Source organism: Botrimarina sp., assembly GCF_040219535.1.
In the GTDB taxonomy this organism is placed as follows: Bacteria; Planctomycetota; Planctomycetia; order Pirellulales; family Lacipirellulaceae; genus Botrimarina.
The window spans coordinates 34,994-51,036 of record NZ_JAVJSH010000022.1 but is presented as its reverse complement, the minus strand read 5'-3'; the positions used below and the strand labels follow the sequence as shown (position 1 = coordinate 51,036).

General features: G+C 68.2%; 14 protein-coding genes. 11 read left to right on the top strand and 3 right to left on the bottom strand.

Annotated elements, in window-relative coordinates; genetic code table 11:
• Positions 1–19 precede the first annotated feature (19 nt).
• From RIC11_RS13610 to RIC11_RS13590, 5 genes are read left to right on the top strand one after another with little or no spacing between them, the layout of a single operon-like run.
• A complete protein-coding gene (locus RIC11_RS13610) occupies positions 20–1,339 on the top strand; it encodes a hypothetical protein (RefSeq protein ID WP_350212165.1) in 1,320 nt (439 codons plus the stop codon).
• 9 nt (positions 1,340–1,348) lie between these two features.
• Positions 1,349–2,680: an O-antigen ligase family protein gene (locus RIC11_RS13605; protein WP_350212163.1), complete on the top strand. Its 1,332-nt coding sequence runs from the start codon at positions 1,349–1,351 to the stop codon at positions 2,678–2,680.
• A 7-nt stretch (positions 2,681–2,687) separates the two neighbouring features.
• Positions 2,688–3,878: a glycosyltransferase family protein gene (locus RIC11_RS13600; RefSeq protein WP_350212161.1), complete on the top strand. Its 1,191-nt coding sequence runs from the start codon at positions 2,688–2,690 to the stop codon at positions 3,876–3,878.
• A complete protein-coding gene (locus RIC11_RS13595) occupies positions 3,875–5,092 on the top strand; it encodes a glycosyltransferase (protein WP_350212159.1) in 1,218 nt (405 codons plus the stop codon). The genes RIC11_RS13600 and RIC11_RS13595 overlap by 4 nt, the downstream gene beginning before the upstream one ends.
• 5 nt (positions 5,093–5,097) lie before the next feature.
• Positions 5,098–6,165, top strand: coding sequence for a GNAT family N-acetyltransferase (locus RIC11_RS13590; protein ID WP_350212157.1), 1,068 nt, complete (start codon positions 5,098–5,100; stop codon positions 6,163–6,165).
• A gap of 21 nt (positions 6,166–6,186) precedes the next feature.
• Here RIC11_RS13590 and RIC11_RS13585 read toward each other — a convergent pair whose 3' ends face one another.
• Together RIC11_RS13585 and RIC11_RS13580 are read right to left on the bottom strand one after the other, a co-directional pair.
• A complete protein-coding gene (locus RIC11_RS13585; protein ID WP_350212155.1) occupies positions 6,187–6,957 on the bottom strand; it encodes a hypothetical protein in 771 nt (256 codons plus the stop codon).
• 91 nt (positions 6,958–7,048) lie between these two features.
• A complete protein-coding gene (locus RIC11_RS13580) occupies positions 7,049–7,960 on the bottom strand; it encodes a polysaccharide biosynthesis/export family protein (RefSeq protein WP_350212153.1) in 912 nt (303 codons plus the stop codon).
• A 347-nt stretch (positions 7,961–8,307) separates the two neighbouring features.
• Here RIC11_RS13580 and RIC11_RS13575 point away from each other — a divergent pair, with 347 nt between their 5' ends.
• The 3 genes from RIC11_RS13575 (at position 8,308) to RIC11_RS13565 (ending at position 10,887) form a co-directional block, all read left to right on the top strand.
• On the top strand, positions 8,308–8,727 hold the full coding sequence (locus RIC11_RS13575; protein ID WP_350212151.1) for a hypothetical protein: 420 nt from the start codon (positions 8,308–8,310) through the stop codon (positions 8,725–8,727).
• 188 nt (positions 8,728–8,915) lie between these two features.
• Positions 8,916–9,254, top strand: a complete 339-nt coding sequence (locus RIC11_RS13570; RefSeq protein WP_350212149.1) for a hypothetical protein — start codon at positions 8,916–8,918, stop codon at positions 9,252–9,254.
• 160 nt (positions 9,255–9,414) lie between these two features.
• Complete coding sequence (locus RIC11_RS13565; RefSeq protein WP_350212147.1) at positions 9,415–10,887, top strand: TolC family protein; 1,473 nt, start codon at positions 9,415–9,417, stop codon at positions 10,885–10,887.
• A gap of 9 nt (positions 10,888–10,896) precedes the next feature.
• Here RIC11_RS13565 and RIC11_RS13560 read toward each other — a convergent pair whose 3' ends face one another.
• Positions 10,897–11,994 carry a sugar kinase gene (locus tag RIC11_RS13560; protein ID WP_350212145.1) on the bottom strand — a complete coding sequence of 366 codons (1,098 nt, stop codon included), beginning with the start codon at positions 11,992–11,994 and terminating at the stop codon, positions 10,897–10,899.
• Between the two features lie 518 nt (positions 11,995–12,512).
• On the opposite strand from RIC11_RS13560, the gene RIC11_RS13555 reads away from it, so the two are divergent.
• From RIC11_RS13555 to RIC11_RS13545, 3 genes are all read left to right on the top strand, one after another.
• The gene (locus RIC11_RS13555) at positions 12,513–13,031 is read left to right on the top strand and encodes a sigma-70 family RNA polymerase sigma factor (protein ID WP_350212275.1); all 519 of its coding nucleotides are present in this window, start codon (positions 12,513–12,515) and stop codon (positions 13,029–13,031) included.
• 74 nt (positions 13,032–13,105) lie between these two features.
• Positions 13,106–14,905 (top strand): FecR domain-containing protein, encoded by a 1,800-nt coding sequence (locus RIC11_RS13550; RefSeq protein WP_350212143.1) that lies wholly within the window; start codon positions 13,106–13,108, stop codon positions 14,903–14,905.
• A gap of 188 nt (positions 14,906–15,093) precedes the next feature.
• Positions 15,094–15,960, top strand: coding sequence for a PEP-CTERM sorting domain-containing protein (locus tag RIC11_RS13545; protein ID WP_350212141.1), 867 nt, complete (start codon positions 15,094–15,096; stop codon positions 15,958–15,960).
• Positions 15,961–16,043: the final 83 nt, after the last annotated feature.

Sequence of the window (16,043 nt, the reverse complement as noted above, 5' to 3'; positions counted from 1 at the left end):
TAGCGAACGGCGCGTCCTAGTGAAGGCCTGCGCGACGCTGCTCGCCGCCGCTGCTCTGGGCGGAGTCGCCTGCGCCGCCGAGTTTGGCGGCCTCCGGCTCACGCCGGTCGGTGGCTACCGGGTCCCGGTATATTCGAGCTTCCATCGACCCCACGAGGCCGGCGCCAGTCGCAGCACCGGGTACACGAACGGTTCGATAGCGGTGCACACTTTCGAGGACGGCCGGACCGTCTTCTGGCACGAGAACGGCAAGATCGGCAAGCAGTTCTTGGAGTCGCACACCGTCGCCGAGATGGGCTCGATGGACGGCGACCCGGCGAAGTGGCCGCTGCTCACGGAGGCCTCCTCCCCCGACCGGGTGTGGACACAGCACGAGCTGTACGGCGACCGAGGGCCCCGAGGATACCATTCTCCGGGGGGGATATTGTTCGACCCTGCGGTAGAGCGTTTGTGGTTTGGCACCGACATCTGGTACCACACCAAATCGGACCCGGAGCAGTGGCTCGCTGTCGTCGACTACAACTCGGGCGAGGTCCTCCCGGTTACCCCGAGCGTTCCGCTGCCGATGCACAAGTTCTCGGGCGGCTTCGGACTGATCCCAGAGGGATTCGCCACCGAGCACCTCGACGGCAAACGCTTCGCATTCATCGCAGGCGGGTACAGCAGCGGGCAAGGGGCCGCGATCGGCCCGACGCTCGCGGCGATGAGCCTCGAGCCGCAGGAGAACCCCGAGGCCGTGGTCTTGCTCGACCACTTGGCGACCGCGGAAGTAGGGGGGGTGCCATTCTCCGAGGGCAAGCGGTATGTCCCGGAAGCGTTCGCCGATTACACAACCGATATGAATTGGTACTACCCCGTACACGAGGGCGTCGGATACTGGACCGGCACCATCAAGGGAAACGGATGCTGGCTAAAAATCGATGGCTTCGAGGGTGTGCTCTACCTGGCCGCGTACGGGGCTGGTGAACAGAAATACCGTGCTCAGACCGAGGGCTGGGGCGCCCCGGTAAAGAACGTGCTTTATATCTACGACGCCGAGGCATTCGTTGACGTCGCACGGCTTAAGCGTTGGCCGCTGGGCTGCCCGAGGGAGTACTACGAGTTCTACCGATTCGACGAGGCAGAAAAGGGGATCAATCGGATCGGGCGTTCGATCACGATCGATCAGGGAACCGGCCTGCTTTGGGTGTGCTACCCGCAGGTGTGGAAGCCCAATCAGTCGGCGACGGAGCGGTTCCCGGTTGTGATAGCGTACCGCGCGTCTGCGGTCAGCGCGGCTGAACGCGAGTCAGAGGACAAACCTGCCCGGCCCGATGTGAGCCCGGGCGTTACGGAGTAGCAGTGTAGAGTGGGGCATTATGTCATCATCGGCCTGATCGTCGCTGGGTGTGTGACCGCGGTCACTCGCCCGGCTGTCGGGTGCATTCTGTTCTACTTCATCGCGCTGCTCGACCCGGCCTGGAACTGGCGTTGGGCCCTCCCCCCCGACCCGGGCTATCAGAAGTGGATCTTCTTCTCGCTGGCGGCCGGGGCGGCGCTCACGCTAGGCAGGGTGCGGCCGCCGAGCGGGGTCGGTAGGTGGGCGATCGCTAGTCTGTTGCTGTTCCTCGCACTCGCGTGGGCCAGCTGGCAGCAGAGCGCGTACCACTTCGAAGGCGCTTACTACATGAGCGTGATCTGGAAGATCGCGTTGGTGGCGGCCCTCTCGATCTGGTTGATCGACGACCGCAAGCACCTGAAGATGCTGCTGATCGCTTGTGTCGTCGGGTCTGCTTACAACGCTTACCAGATCAATCTGGACTACTTCGAGACCGGCGTGACCCGTTGGATCATGCGGAATTGGGGCTCCAGCCAACTCGACAACAACACCTACTCGCTGCTCACCCTCCCGATGATGGCGATCGCCGTGGGGGGCGTGTTGGGCTTCCAGAAGAAGTACCTCGTGTACGGCTGCCTGGCCGCGGCCACGCTTCAGGCGCACCAGTTCATGCTGGTAGAGTCGCGCGGCGCGATGCTCGCCGCGTTGGTCCTGGCGGTGTTGGCTCTGTGGTTCATGCCGAAGACCAAACGGAATATCCGCTTGACGGCGACGGCCGCCGTGTTCGTGGCCGTGCTGGCTGGGCCCCCGGTGGTCAAGGAGTTCTCTTCGGCCTTCGCCCCGACCGAAGAGCTCGACAGCTCGGCAGAGAGCCGCTTCTACCTCTGGTCGGCCGGCGCACGGATGATCGCCGACTACCCGTTCACGGGAGTCGGCCCGTACGTGAGCCGGTACTACGTGCCGATCTACTACGAGGGGGGCCTGGATCGCAAAATGAAGGCGCTGCACAACTTGATATTCGAGGTCGGCGCGGAGACCGGCATCCCGGGCCTGATCGCGTATCTCGGCTACTTCTTCATCCCGTTCTGGGCCGTTTACAAAAACCGCCGCCGGTACTTGGCCGCGGGCCCGACCGAGTGCGCCGCGACGATTGCGGTGCTTTCCGGGGCGCCGGCCTACTTCGTGGGCAGCATGTTCAGCGCCGGCACGCTCATCGAGTCGTGCTACTTGCTCCCGGTGGTCGCGTGTGTGCTGCTGCGGCTCGACGCGGAGGGCGAGATCGAAGAGCCGCTTGCGATAGAGCACGAGGTCTACGAGCAAGCGCCCCGCCACGCCCACGCGCCGGCCTACGGTGCGAGGTGAGCGTTTGATGGACCGGCGCGAAGGGGCGCGTGTTGAGGGAAGCGCACCGGCCACGCTGGTTGTGTTCGCCGACGACTGGGGGCGGCACCCCTCGAGTTGTCAGCACCTCGTGCGGCGCCTGTTGCCGACGCGTGCGGTCTACTGGGTGAACACCATCGGCACACGGAGGCCCTCGATCGACTTGGCGACCTTGCGGAGGGGAGCCGAGAAAGCGGCCGGGTGGCTAAAGCCCGCCAACCCGCGGTCCGACGCACCCGACGCCGCCGGCCGGGGCGCCCCGCAAGTGCTCTCGCCCGTGATGTGGCCCTCGTTTGGCGGCCGGGTCCAACGCCGCGTGAACCGCGACTTGCTAACGCGAGCCATCAACCAACGTATCGCCCCCTCGCCGCGCCCCCGCGTGGCCGTGACGACTCTTCCCCTAGCGGCCGATCTGGTCGGGCGGCTCGACGTCGACGCTTGGCTGTATTACTGCGTGGACGACTTGGCGGAGTGGCCTGGGCTGGATCGGTCGACCCTGTGTCAGATGGAACGCGAGCTGCTTCGGGCGGTGGACGGCGTTGTCTGTGTCAGCGAGCACCTGCAGCGGCGTTTGGGGCGCCTGGGGCGCGACGCGGAGCTCGTCACGCACGGCGTCGACCTCGAGCACTGGGAGGGCGGGTCGGGCGCCGGCGAGCACGCCGACGCGTTGTTCTGGGGCTTGATCGACCGGCGTATGGAGTCCGCTTGGGTTGGTGCGTTGGCCGACCGGCTCGCCGAGCTCGGACGCGGCGCGGTGGTGCTCGCCGGGCCGGTGGAGAGCATCGACGCCGCGGTGACGGCTCACCCGAGGGTCCGTCTGCTAGGCCCGGTCGACTACAACAAGCTCCCCGCGTTGGCCGCGTCGGCCGGCGCGCTGGTCATGCCCTACCGCGACCTGCCCGCGACGCAAGCGATGCAGCCGCTGAAGATGAAAGAGTACCTGGCTACCGGGAGGCCCTGCGTGGTGCGGAGGCTCCCCGCCACGGCGCCGTGGGCGGACTGCCTCGACGTGGTCGACACCGCCGAGGGGTTCGTGTCCGCAACCCTCCGGCGGATCGAGCAAGGGCTGCCGAGCGAGCAGAAGGCGGCGCGGGCTCGGTTGAAGGACGAGTCGTGGGACGCGAAGTCGGCCGCGTTCGCCGCGGCGATCGATTCCCTCGTGAGCGGGCGCCGGCCGTGAGCTATCACTCCCTAGAAACGCTGCAAGGCCCGGCGAGCGAGCCAGCCACGAGCGTGAGGCGGCCGATGATCCTCCACGCGCGGGTCGTCGCAGGTGAAGGGGGAGGGCCTGACAAGACGGTCCTGAACTCGCCGCGCACCCTCCGCGCCCGGGGCTACGATTCGGTCTGCATGTACCTGCGGTCGCCGGGCGACTCGGGCTTTGAGAGGATCCGCCAGCGTGCGCTGGACTGCCAAGCGGACCTCGTCGAGATCGACGACCGCGGCTTCTGGGACGCGAGCGTCGTGCGGCGTGCGGCGGAGGCCTGTCGGCGGCTGGGCGTGGATGTCTGGCACGGCCACGATTACAAGACCAACGTGCTCGGTTTGTTGGTCGCGCGTCGGCGCCCGATGCGGCTGGTGTCGACCGTGCATGGGTGGGTCCACCACACGCGTGTGACGCCGCTGTACTACGCGGTCGATCGCTGGGCGTTGCGGCGATACGAGCGCGTCGTGTGCGTGTCGCCGGACCTCGTCGATCGGTGCGGGCGGGCTGGCGTAGCCCAGGAGCGGCTCGTGCTGATCGAGAACGCCATCGACACCGACCGGTTCCGTCGGCGCCGCGCACCGCACGCTGCGAAGCAGGCGCTAGGGTTGCCTGCCGAGGGGCTGTTGATCGGCGCGGTCGGTCGGCTGTCGCCCGAGAAGGGATTCGACCGGCTGATCGCCGTGCTGGGTGAAATGGTCGACGCGGGCCTGCCGATCCAGGGGGTGATCCTGGGCGAGGGGGGCGAGAGAAACGCGTTGCAGCGTCAGATCGATGCTCACGGGCTGCGCGAGCGGGTCCGCTTGGTCGGTTTCCAACCGGACCCTGCGCCGTGGTTCGAAGCGATGGACGCGTACGCTCTGAGCAGCCTCCGAGAGGGGTTGCCCAACGTGGTCTTGGAAGCGATGGCGTTGGGCACGCCGGTCGTTGCAACCCGCGTGGCCGGCGTGCCGCGGCTCATCGAACACGGGGAGAGCGGCCTGGTCGTGCCGCCCGGAGACAACGCAGCGCTGCGCGAGGGCCTCACACGATTAGTCGGAGACCCGGCCCTGCGGGAGCGTCTGGCCCGAGAAGGCCGACGCGTCGTCGAAGCGCGGTACAGCTTCGCAGCGCGGATGGACAAGATGGCCCAAGTCTACAAGGGTCTCGGCGTCGAGCCCGGCCCCGCTGCGGCGCCCGAACGCGAGTGAGCGACATGTCGTACACGACGGAGCCTGCGCCCCAAGACGTCGCGGCGGTCACCGTCGTCGACGACCACCGGCGCTACGCGGCCGCGTCGTCGGAGTTTGGCGGGATCTACCACCACCCGGGCTGGAGAGAAGCCTTCGCCACGTACGGGCTGAAGTCGTGGTGGCTCGTTGCGACGGCAGGGGGCCGACCGGCCGGGGTCATGCCGTTGGTGAGACAAAGCAGCCGGGTGTTCGGGGCGCGGCTCACGTCGCTGCCGTGGGTCGACGAAGCCGGCGCCGTCGGATCGCCGGAGGCGGTGCGACAGCTCTTGAGCCACGCGGTCGCACTCGCGCGGAGCGAGGGCGCTCGTTTCGAGGTCGTAACGAAGCAGCCCACGACCTGCGCCGCGGCGCCGCCGGCGGGATGGGGAGTCGACGGGGCGGACAAGGTGCTGGCGCGGCTGCGACTGCCCGCGGGGGCCGACGCGCTCTGGTCGGGGCTTTCGGCGAAGGTCCGCAACCAGGTCCGGAAGTCGCAAAAGAGTGGCGTCGAAGTCGATCGCGGCGGGGCGGAGCTCGTCGGGGCGTTCTACAAGATCTACTCGCAGAACATGCGTGACCTAGGAAGCCCGTCGCATAGCCGCGCTTTCTTCGAAGAGCTTTGCGGAGCGCTCGGCGATGCGGCGGCGGTCTATGTCGCACGGGCGGCGGGCGAACCGGTCGGCGCCGGGCTGGTGCTCGCCAACGGCGACGCCGCCGACATCCCGTGGGCGTCGAGCTTGCGGGCGAGCAACTCGCTGTGCGTGAACCACGGCCTTTACTGGCGAGTGCTGGCCGACGCTGCCGACGACGGTCGGGCGTGGTTCCGCTTCGGCCGCAGCACGCGCGACTCCGGGCAGCACCGGTTCAAGCGGCAATGGGGCGCGCAGGATGCGCCGCTCGCTTGGTTCCGCCACGGCCGCGTCGCCGATGACGACGGCTCGCCGGCGGACGCCCCTAGCCGCGCGCTTGACGCCGCTCAGCAAGTCTGGCGGCGGTTGCCCTTGTCGGTGTCGCGGCGCTTGGGCCCGCTCATCGTGAGCAACGCGCCCTGACGCGCCGGACGACGCGGGGCATCACTTGACGAAGTCGAACCCGTACGGCGTCCGCGAGGAGTTCCGCGGCTTCGGCGTGTAGCCCGTTTCTTGGATGATCCGGAGCTCGAACTCTTTCTCGGGCGCCGGGTCGGTCTTCGGATCGGTCGAGGGCATCGCCAAGGCCGGCGCGGTCGGCAGCGGGCCGTTCGTGAGCTCGGCGTCGGTCGGGAGGCCGTACGCGGGTGCTCCGCCGCGACGCGACTGCGGCGCCGCGGGCAGCTCGGGCAGCTCGATCGTGTCGATCCGATCGGGTTGAGCTGGCGCGGGCCGCGTCTCGGGCGCCGGCCGATCGTCGGGGGCCGGCTCGGGAGCTGGCGCGCTGTCGAGCCGTCGGCTTGGCTCTGCCGGCGGCGGCGACGCGACCGCTTCTGCCGATGGCGCCGCGGGCGACGACTCCGGCGGCAGCAACGTGGGTTGATCCGAGATCACCTCGCTGCCGGGGACGATGGTCCCGCCGACTGGTCCCTCGTGGACGATCCCTGCTTGGCAGGCGCGCACGCCGCAGAACTCGTCTCGCCAGACAGCGGCCGGAGCGTCCCATTCGCGCCAGCAGGTCGGCTTGTGGCCGTGGTACGCCTCGTCGACGGCGCACGGCGTGTCGAAGATGGAGTCTTCTCCCCAGCACCAGCAGTGCTTTTGGCGGACGTCGGTCGGGCAGCACAGCTCCTGCTCTCGCACGGTGAAGGCGCCGTGGCGGCAGCCTAGCACCAAGCCGGCGGTGAGCGCGAGCATCACGAGTCGAGTGACCACAGTGGACTCCGGCCTTTCACGCTAAGGTGATTTCACATTCGTCAGTTACACAGGCCGTCGCGCCGCGGCGCCCGGCCACGCCAGCCGTCGATCAGAACCCGCCGAAGCCCCCGAACCCGTTGCCGCCGCCACTGCCTTGGCCGACGGTGCGGACGACCGAGTTGCCCAGCAGGGTGAAGCCGAACACCCGTTCAACCGGTGCGATCAGCTTCCCGAGTTGGGTGTCGAAAGCCACGAGCTTGTCTTCGGAGACGAACAGCCGGTCGCCGGCCATCAGCTGGTAGTTGGTGGTGGTGTCGCCCCGTTGGGTGATCGCCAGCCAGTCGACCGGCAAGACCTGGTCGCCGCCGCAGTGGTTGCCGCCCGGCCGCGCGACCCACATCCGAGTGCTTTGCAGCGAGGTCAAGCCGGCGATCTGCCCGATCGCGTCGATGACGGTCTCGTTGCCGCGGACCGGCAGGATGGCGACCCGGTCGCCGAGCCCGGCGCCCTGGGTCACCACGTAGTAGACCTTGCTGTTGTAGCCCAGCACGTCGACCGCGATCTGCGGCTCCTCGAGGTAGTTCGACAGGTGGGCCTCGATCGTCGCCCGCGCCTCTTCGATCGTCAGCCCGACCACCCGGACCCGCCCGTACGTGCCGAGGTTGACCTTGCCGTCGGGCGCGACGAGGTGTTCTCCGGCCACTTGTTGCTGGGCGCCCAGGGCGCTGAGGGTCACCCAGGCTTGGGGTTCGCGGTAGATCTCGCTAAGCCGCGAGAGCAGGTACTCCTCGAGCTGGTCCACGGTGAGGCCGGCGGCCTGCACCGACCCGATCTTGAAGCCGAGCTGGATCGTGCCGTCCGGTTGGACCGTGTACTCGCCGGTGACGTCCTCTTCCGGCAGCACGCCGGAGGTAGCGATGACCACCGAGTCGAGGGGCTGCAGCGTGTACGGCGACTTGGGAACCAGCCTGATCGCGGCGATCTCGAGCACGTCTGGCGGCTCGATCAGGTAGTCGGGCATCGTGACTTTGGAGAGCTCCCGAGGGACGCTCGCCGGCACGGCCCCGCGGGGTCCGTGCGGTCGTGTGCCGGGGTAAACCAAGCCGCAGCCTGGGCACGCCATGAGCGTGGCCAAGGAGATCCGCAGCAGCAGTAGACCTTTTGGCGCCGCCATCGTGGCTCCGGACAATCCGAGAAAGGGCTCGTCGCACACACTCGCCCGTCGAGGCGATAACGCTGTACAATCGGGAGATCGGAAGCGTCGGGCAGATTCCTTCAGATCATTTTCTACGTTACCGATATCAAAACGCAGTTAAACGGAGTTTCTGGTCCATTCGGCACGGCCATTTCTCGCATACTGGGGTAATGATGCGACTTGACTATCGAACTCAGCGGGCAGCCGGCCGGGCGCTGGCCGTCGGCGCGATCGTGCTGCTAGCTGGGGCCGTGCTGGCGCCGGGCGCCCATGCGCAGGTCCGGCAGCGGTACAGCCCCGCGCGGCCCACGGTCAGCCCCTACCTGAACCTGCTGCGCGAGAACCGTTCGCCGGTGCCGAACTACTACTCGCTCGTCCGGCCGCAACTGCAGCAGTTCCAGTTCGAACAGGAAACGCAACAAATTCAGCTGCTCCAGAATCAAGAGCTCACCCAGCTGCGGACCAACCTGCTGCGGACCCAGGAAGCGGCAGGCCCCGCTACCGGCAGCTCTAGCTGGTTTCAGCAGCCCAGCTCACGTTCGCAGTTCCAGAACACTTCGAGGTACTACTCGCGGGCCGGGGGCGGGCGCTAAGCCCCGTCGTGCGGCCCCGAATCCGCCCCGAGTCCACCGGCGCGGAGCAGGGGGGGCATGTCAGGTAACCGCACGGCGCCGAGGTTCCGGCGGCGTAGACTTCCGGTAGAGCGACCAAGCTACGGGACTCGTCCGGCGCAGGCGGCGCTGGCTCTGAGCAATGAGCCACGACCCGAGGGGCCAAGCGGATGACGACACGGGCGCTTGCGGTCTTGGCCGTCGCCTGCGGGATTGGCTGCGTGGTGATCGTGGCCGTGTCTACGAGTCCGTTCGCCAGGGTGGTTGCCGCGGTCGCTGGCGTGTTGATCGCGTTCCTACTCGGCCTGGGTACGGGAGAGCGTTCGAACAGCGTGTACTGTCGTGAGCTGTCCCGCATCAACCGCCTGTTGAGCGACTTGGCGGCGGATCTCAGCGAAGCAAACGTCGGCAGGTTGAAAGAGTCCCGCCGCGACTTCGGTCCGCACTTTGGCGACCCGCTGGCCAAGCCGCCCTCTACCTCCGACGCGCCCCACGACCATCCCTCGTGACGTCTCGGCTCCCGCTGGCTGCTAGCGAGGCCCCGGGCGTTTGGCCAAACCCTGCGGGCGGCCCGCCGTGGCCAGGCGTCGCGGCGCGTCGCGGGTCGAACTATGAGGGGGAAGCGGTCCGCCGTTATCGCCCGGAGAGGTCCTCTTTTGTGCGCCTGCCATGCTCTTGCGCCGCACCGTGTCGCTCGTGGCGATAGTCGCTGCCGCACCGGCGCTCGCGGCGCACACCCTCGGCGACGCTTGGAGGATCGCCCTTAGCGACGCACCCCTAGTCGAAGCGAGCCGGACCGAGGCCGCGGCCGCAGGGCAAGAACTGCTTGTCGCTTCGGCCCAGGCGCGACCCAACGCGTCGCTCAGGACCGGATACACCACCCGCACCAGCGACGCGCGGTTTCTGACGGGGGCCCCGCTGCCGGGCGGGCCGTCGCGGTTCGAACTCCCGTATGCGCCGCAGAACAACGCGGCCTTCTCGGTGCGGGCCGCGGCGCCGTTGTGGACGGCCGGCCGAGTCGGCAGCGCGATCGCCGCGGCCGACGCTCGGCACGACGCGTCGACCGAGGCCAGCACCTGGGTGGGCATGCAAACGCGCATGCGCGTGGCCGAAGCTTACATCGGGATCTTGCAGGCGGAACGGGCGGTGGGCGTGGCGGCGCAGCGTCTGTCCGCCAGCCGCCAACGGCTGGCGGACACCCAGCGGCGGCAGGCCAACCAGCACGCCACCGACCGTGACTTGGCCGGCTCACGGCTGCAGGTGGCCCGCGACGAGCTGGGGTTGCTCGAGTGCCGTAACTCCCTGTCGCGCGCCTTGCTCGAGTACGAACACGCCCTCGGGCGCGGAGACGCGTGTGTAGAAAAACTCGTCGAGCCCTCGGTGGTCTGGCTCTCGGATCCTTTACAGGATCTAACGAACTGCGCGATCGCCTGCAGGCCGGACCTCGCCGAGGTGCGCGAGGTGATCGCCGGCCATCGCTATGAGTCGGCGTCGTGGTCGGCCGCGCGGCGGCCGCAGGTATCCGCGGAGGTGTCGTTCGACTACCAGGAGAACCCGTACCAGACGCCGCAATCCATTGGTTCGGCTGGCGTCTACCTGGACTGGGCCCTGCTCGACGGCGGCAAGCGGCGGCACACCGCCGAGGCCGCCTCGAGTCGCGCCGCGGCTGCGCACGCTCGGCTGCGTGAGCTCCAATCGATCGTCGCCGCGGAGGTCCTCGACGCTTGGAACGGCAGAGCAGAGCGGGAAGCGGCCGTGCAAGTCGCGGAGCGACGCGTCGCCTACGCGACCGAGCACGAACGCTGGGTCCGCGAGCGATTTTCTAGCGGCATGGTCTTCCAGTCCGAGTGCGCCGACGCAGCGACCGCATTAGCAGAAGCCCAGGCAGAGCAGTTCTATGCCCGCACCGACTTGTTTCTCGCCCAGTTGCGTCTGAGGCTCGTCGCCGGCCGGCTGACCGACGAGGCGCTCGTACCGACCTACGACGGGGCGCCCACGCTCGCGGACGCGGGGGATCCTGCCGAAGCCTCGGCGCTGTCGCCGGGGGAAGAAGTGGAGCCACCGGCTGCCGCCAACGAACCGCCGCCCACCATCGAGCTGTTGCCCACGCCCGCAGACGCGGCGTCGGGCGACGCGCCGTAGGCGGCGATGTCAGCGCTGCACGCGGGCCGACCCCCCCTCGGCGAGCGCCTCGACCTCCGACAGCCGCGCCTGCGACACGTCGCCCGCGAAGGTCGTTAGAAGCCCGCCGTGGGCCCAACCGAGCCTCAGGGCGTCCTCGGGCTTGCGCCCGTCGAGCAGGCCGAAGATCAGCCCCGACGCGAAACCGTCGCCGCCGCCGATACGGCACAGCACGTCGAGCTCCATGGTGGGGCTCACCAACCGCTGGTCGCCGATGCCGAGCACGGCGGCCCAGCTGTGTCGGTTCGTGGTGTGCACCTCGCGGAGCGTGGTGGCGACCGCCTTGACGTTGGGGTAAGCCTCGCGGACGCGGCCGATCATGTTGAAGAAGGCCTCCGGGTCGAGCTTCGACTTCTGCTCGACGTCTTGCCCCTCCAGGCCGAGGCCCTTCTGCAGGTCCTCCTCGTTGCCGATGAGGACGTCAACGTTCTTCGCGATGTCGCGCATCAGCTCCAAGCCGCGGGCCTCGCCGCGCTTAGGATCGTCGGGATCGAGGGTGTTCCAGAGCTTGGCCCGGTAGTTCAGATCGAACGAGGTGATCGCGCCGTGCTCGTGGGCCGCTCTCATCCCCTCGACGACGAGCTCGGCCGTGCGGGGGCCGATCGCCGCGAAGATGCCGCCGGAGTGAAACCACCGCACGCCTTCGGAGAAGATCGCCGGCCAATCGAAGTCGCCCGGCGCGAGCATGGCGCCCGCCTCGTTCGCGCGGTTGTAGAACACGATCGGCGCGCGGACGCCGTGGCCCCGGTCGCTGTAGACGGTCGCCATGTTAGGGCCGCGCACGCCATCGTGCTGGAACCGCTTGTAGAAGGGTCGGACCCCTCGTTCCCGGACCTGTCGCTCGATTAGCTCGCCGATCGGGTTGTCGACCATCGCCGCCGCCACCGCGGTTCGCAGGCCAAAGCAACTCGCCAGGTTCGCGGCGACGTTGTACTCGCCGCCGGACACGTGCACATCGAACGACCTCGCCGCGCGGAACGGCGTCTTTCCAGGGTCGAGCCGGTGGACTAGCGAGCCGAGCGCAAGGAAGTCCAGGCTCGTGTCTTGGGCGGGGCGAAGGTCGAGCATTGCGAGCTTTGAGCGAAGGAGGGATGAGGGCCAAGGCGGACCGATCGATAAGGCGCCGTCGGCCGCACGAGCCGACCCGGGGGGCGACTCATGGCAGTCCAACAGGCCGGGGCGGCAGAGGCAAGCGGCCGCGTCCGAAAACGCTGGCAAGTGCCCGGTAGCCCTCGGCGGGAGGCATTATCGCCGTCGGGGGAACCGTTGTGGACCCCCGCACCGCCCGCCCGCCGACAGCGCGCTGGTAGGGGATGCAACGATGGCGAGCGCCGTTCTTTCCTCCTGGAACGCCGGGCGAGAGCGGGGCGTCCTCTGGACCGGGATGAATGGCCCCCGCCCGTCGGTTCATGTCGGGTTTGTCGTGGATTAATGTTGTTGAGTGCCCGTTGGGAAGGTTTGCCACGACATTAGACGGGCATTTTCGGGCATTCAGGCTTTTGTCGTACCAAATCGGCCGCCGTCTGTGCTCGTGAAGGTAGCCGAGTTCGGCCGTGGAAGCTGCGACGACTGCTCATCTGCTGCTTATGGACGAACGGCGTGACGCCTTCGCAAGGTTGTTCGCGAAAAACCAGAGCTGGCTCTACGCCTATCTGGTGACGCTGCTCGGCAACGTGGCGGACGCTGAGGAGGTGTTCCAGGAGGTCTGTGTGACCTTGTGGAGCGACCAAGAAGCGTTTGACTTGACGACCGATTTCCGCAGGTGGGCGAGCGTCGTGGCGCGGAACCGAGTGCTTGGCTTCCGCACGAAACGCAGCCGCGAAGGCAAGCGGCTGAGCGACGTGGCCGTCGACCTGCTCGCCGAAGAAGCAATCGAAAGAGCCGACCTGATGGAGGAACGACGCCTCGCCCTCCACGGGTGCCTCGAAAAACTATCCGCGGCCGACCGCCAGTTGATCGCCCGCTGCTACGGCGAGGCCGATCGCTCGTTTCGCTTGGTCGCTGAGCAACTCGGACAGCCGGTCAACACGGTGTACAAGGCGCTGCAGCGCGTGCGGCGGTCGCTCCGTGACTGCGTCGACCGGACCGTCAACGCCAGAGCCTGAGCCGCGGCCGGGGCTCGCCCGATCCGCCGCCCAAGAGACTTTTATCCACCTCGAGAAGACAAGGGACGCCCCACGTGGCAGGATCGCCGGGCACGCCATCGCAGGACCACTCGCCGTCGGGTCGGCTCGGAGCGCTGGTCGATGCGCTCAGCGACCGCTCGATCAGCCACGACCAGGCGGCCGAGCTCAATCGGCTGCTGGAGAACGACCCAGCGTCGCGGCGCCGCTACATGGAGCTCATGCGCATCGAGGCCGAACTCGGCGCCATGCACCTGCCGTCGACCGACCGGCGCGTCGACGACGCCGCGCCCTCTCCTGTCCTTGCACACCGCGCCGGCGTGGCGTCCGGCGGCCGGCAGAGGGCGTGGTTCTCGCGGTTCGCCTGGGCGATCGCGGCGTCGGTCTTGATCAGCGCGGCGTGCTCGTCGTGGCTGACTCTCGAAGGCACGCGCGGTAACGGCCCGCTCGCCAGCTTATTGGGGCCGGCCGGTGACGGCGCTGCCGAGCAGGTTGCGGCGCCGGTCGCTCTTGTGGCGGCGACAAGGAACTGCCGCTGGCGCGGCGAGCGACAGGATCTCGGTTTTGGCGCGGAGGTGGCCGGTGGCCAGCTTCTGAACTTGGAGACGGGCCTCGCCGAGCTGACTTTCGCCGACGGCGCCCGGTTGGTGCTCGAGGGACCAGCTGCTTTCCGAGTGGCCGAAGAAGGCGCCGTCGAGCTGTACAGCGGACGCGCCTCGGCGGCGGTTCCAGAAGGGGTCAGCAGCTTCTCGCTCCGCACGCCGCGGCTCGTGGTCAACGAGTCGGGCGTGCAGTACGGGGTGGTCGCCGACGGCGGCGCGTCGGAGGTGCACGTCTTCGAGGGCGGGGTCAAGGCGAAGGCGGTTGACCGACTCGGCAACGTGCGGCGCGTCGTCGAGCTGGCGCCGCAGCAAGCGGCTCGCTTGGCGGACCTGGGGGACCGGTTTTCTCGCTTCGCGGCCGACGAGGAGCGCTTCGTCCGCAGCCTCGACACACGCAGCGGCCCCGGAGAGGGCCTTTTGGCGTTCGACAACTTCGCTTATCAGCCCGGTCCCGTGGCGGGGCAGAACGGCGGCTTCGGCTGGGCCGGGGCTTGGGTCCAGCTCGAATCGGAAGACGACGCGGTCGGCGGCTCTTCGACGAACGTGGTCGCCCGCGGCAGCCTGACCACGCCCGAGGTGGTGGCCCTGGGCAACCGCTGCCTGCTCGACGGCCAGTTCAACCGCATCCGCCGCACGCTGAGCACGAATCTCGGCGGCGTGTTCCACGCGGCCGGCTGCATGGAGGTTATCGACGGATTCCCGATGGTCCGTCGCACGGGGGGCTCGATCTACCTCAGCTTCATGCAACGGATCTCCAAGACCGACGACGGCTTTTACGGCCTCGAGCTGCACCGCGGCGACGGCAACTACAACAGGGTGCTCTGTATTGGCAACGACGTCGACTACAAGGGCTACGGGGTGGCGGTCAATTTCAATGAGAGGCCAGGCGACGCGAAGTTCGTGTCGCTAGGCGAAGAGGACGATAGGATCAACTTCATCGTCGTACGCATCGACTACGGCGAGCACGAGCGGGACGCAGCGCGGGTCTACCGAAACCCCGAGTCGCTGACCGACGAGTCCCTCTGCACGCCCACCGCCGAGATCGAGGGGATCTTCGGCTTCGATCGGGTGAGCATCGGCAATTACAACGGCAGCAAGCAGCACGAGATCGACGAGCTGAGGATCGGCACCACCTTCAAGGCGGTCACCGGCGGCTCCGCCACCTGGGAGCAGAGGGGCGCCGCGGCCGACGACCTGGCGAGGCTGTATTGCGCCCCGGGCTTTTCGCCATTGCTCGGCGCCTGCGTATACTGAGGGACCGTCGGTCGGGAAATCGCAATTCGCTAAACACTCTTCGCAGTGAGCCACAGGCGGCTCTTCCGAAGCTCAATTCCAACGCAACGTCTTGTAGCGCCACGACACGCGCCCGGGGGTGGTCGTGGCTTGATTCGGCCTGGGCGGTCTCTGTTACGCACCTTTGTTTATTCAGGAGGTTGGTACCCATGAATCGGTTCCCGTTCCGTTGTTCGGCGGTCGCGCTGACGATGCTCATCGGCCTCGGCGCCGACGCGGCTCACCTTGATGGCGCCGATATCCCGACCGGCGGCTTGACGCTGCAGGCCACCCAGGACACGCCGACCGGTTTCGGCAACTCTTCCGGCACGCAGGAGTCGTTGGGAGGGTCGGAGCTGAACGCGCTGTACGCCGACATCGAGGGGCGGAAGCTGACGATTGGCATCACCGGCAACCTCGAGGCCAACTTCAACAAGCTGTTTATCTTCTTCGACGCGACCGATGGCGGCGAGGCGTCGCTCGCCGGTGACAACGCCGATGGCGGGTTCGGCGAGATCAACAACCTCCAGGGCCTGATGTTCGAGGGGGGCGCCACCATGGACCACGGGCTGCGGTTCGAGCTCGGCGGCGGTTTCCTCGGCGTGCGGTTCTTCGACCTGATCGACAACACCGCGAGCGATGTCTTTACGGCCGGTGGGCCGGGCAGCTTGCCGGCTGAAGCCGCGGGCAACTCCGCGGTGATGGTGGGATGGGACAACTCGAACGCCGCGGGGGTCGACGGCTCGAGCGCGGCCGGCGCGGGCACGGCGACCACCGGCATCGAGCTCGAGATCGACCTCATCGAGGCCTTCGGCGCCACCCAGGGCGACATCGGCATCTCGGCGATCATCACCAGCGGCGACGCCACCTTCCTGTCGAACCAGGCGCTGCCGGGCTTGAACGGCGCATCGAACCTCGGCAGCCCCAGCGGCCAGACGCTCCCCGTGGCGGTCGTGCCGGGCGCGCCGATCCCCGAGCCGACGGCGGCGGCCCTGCTTGGCTTGGCCGCCCTGGCGACCGCGTCGCGTCGCCGCTGAACTCCGGCGCGGCCGGGGATCGGCCGCCCTAGAGAAAACGAACCGTGCCGGTCGCGACACGGCGCCCCGCGCAGGGGCGCCGG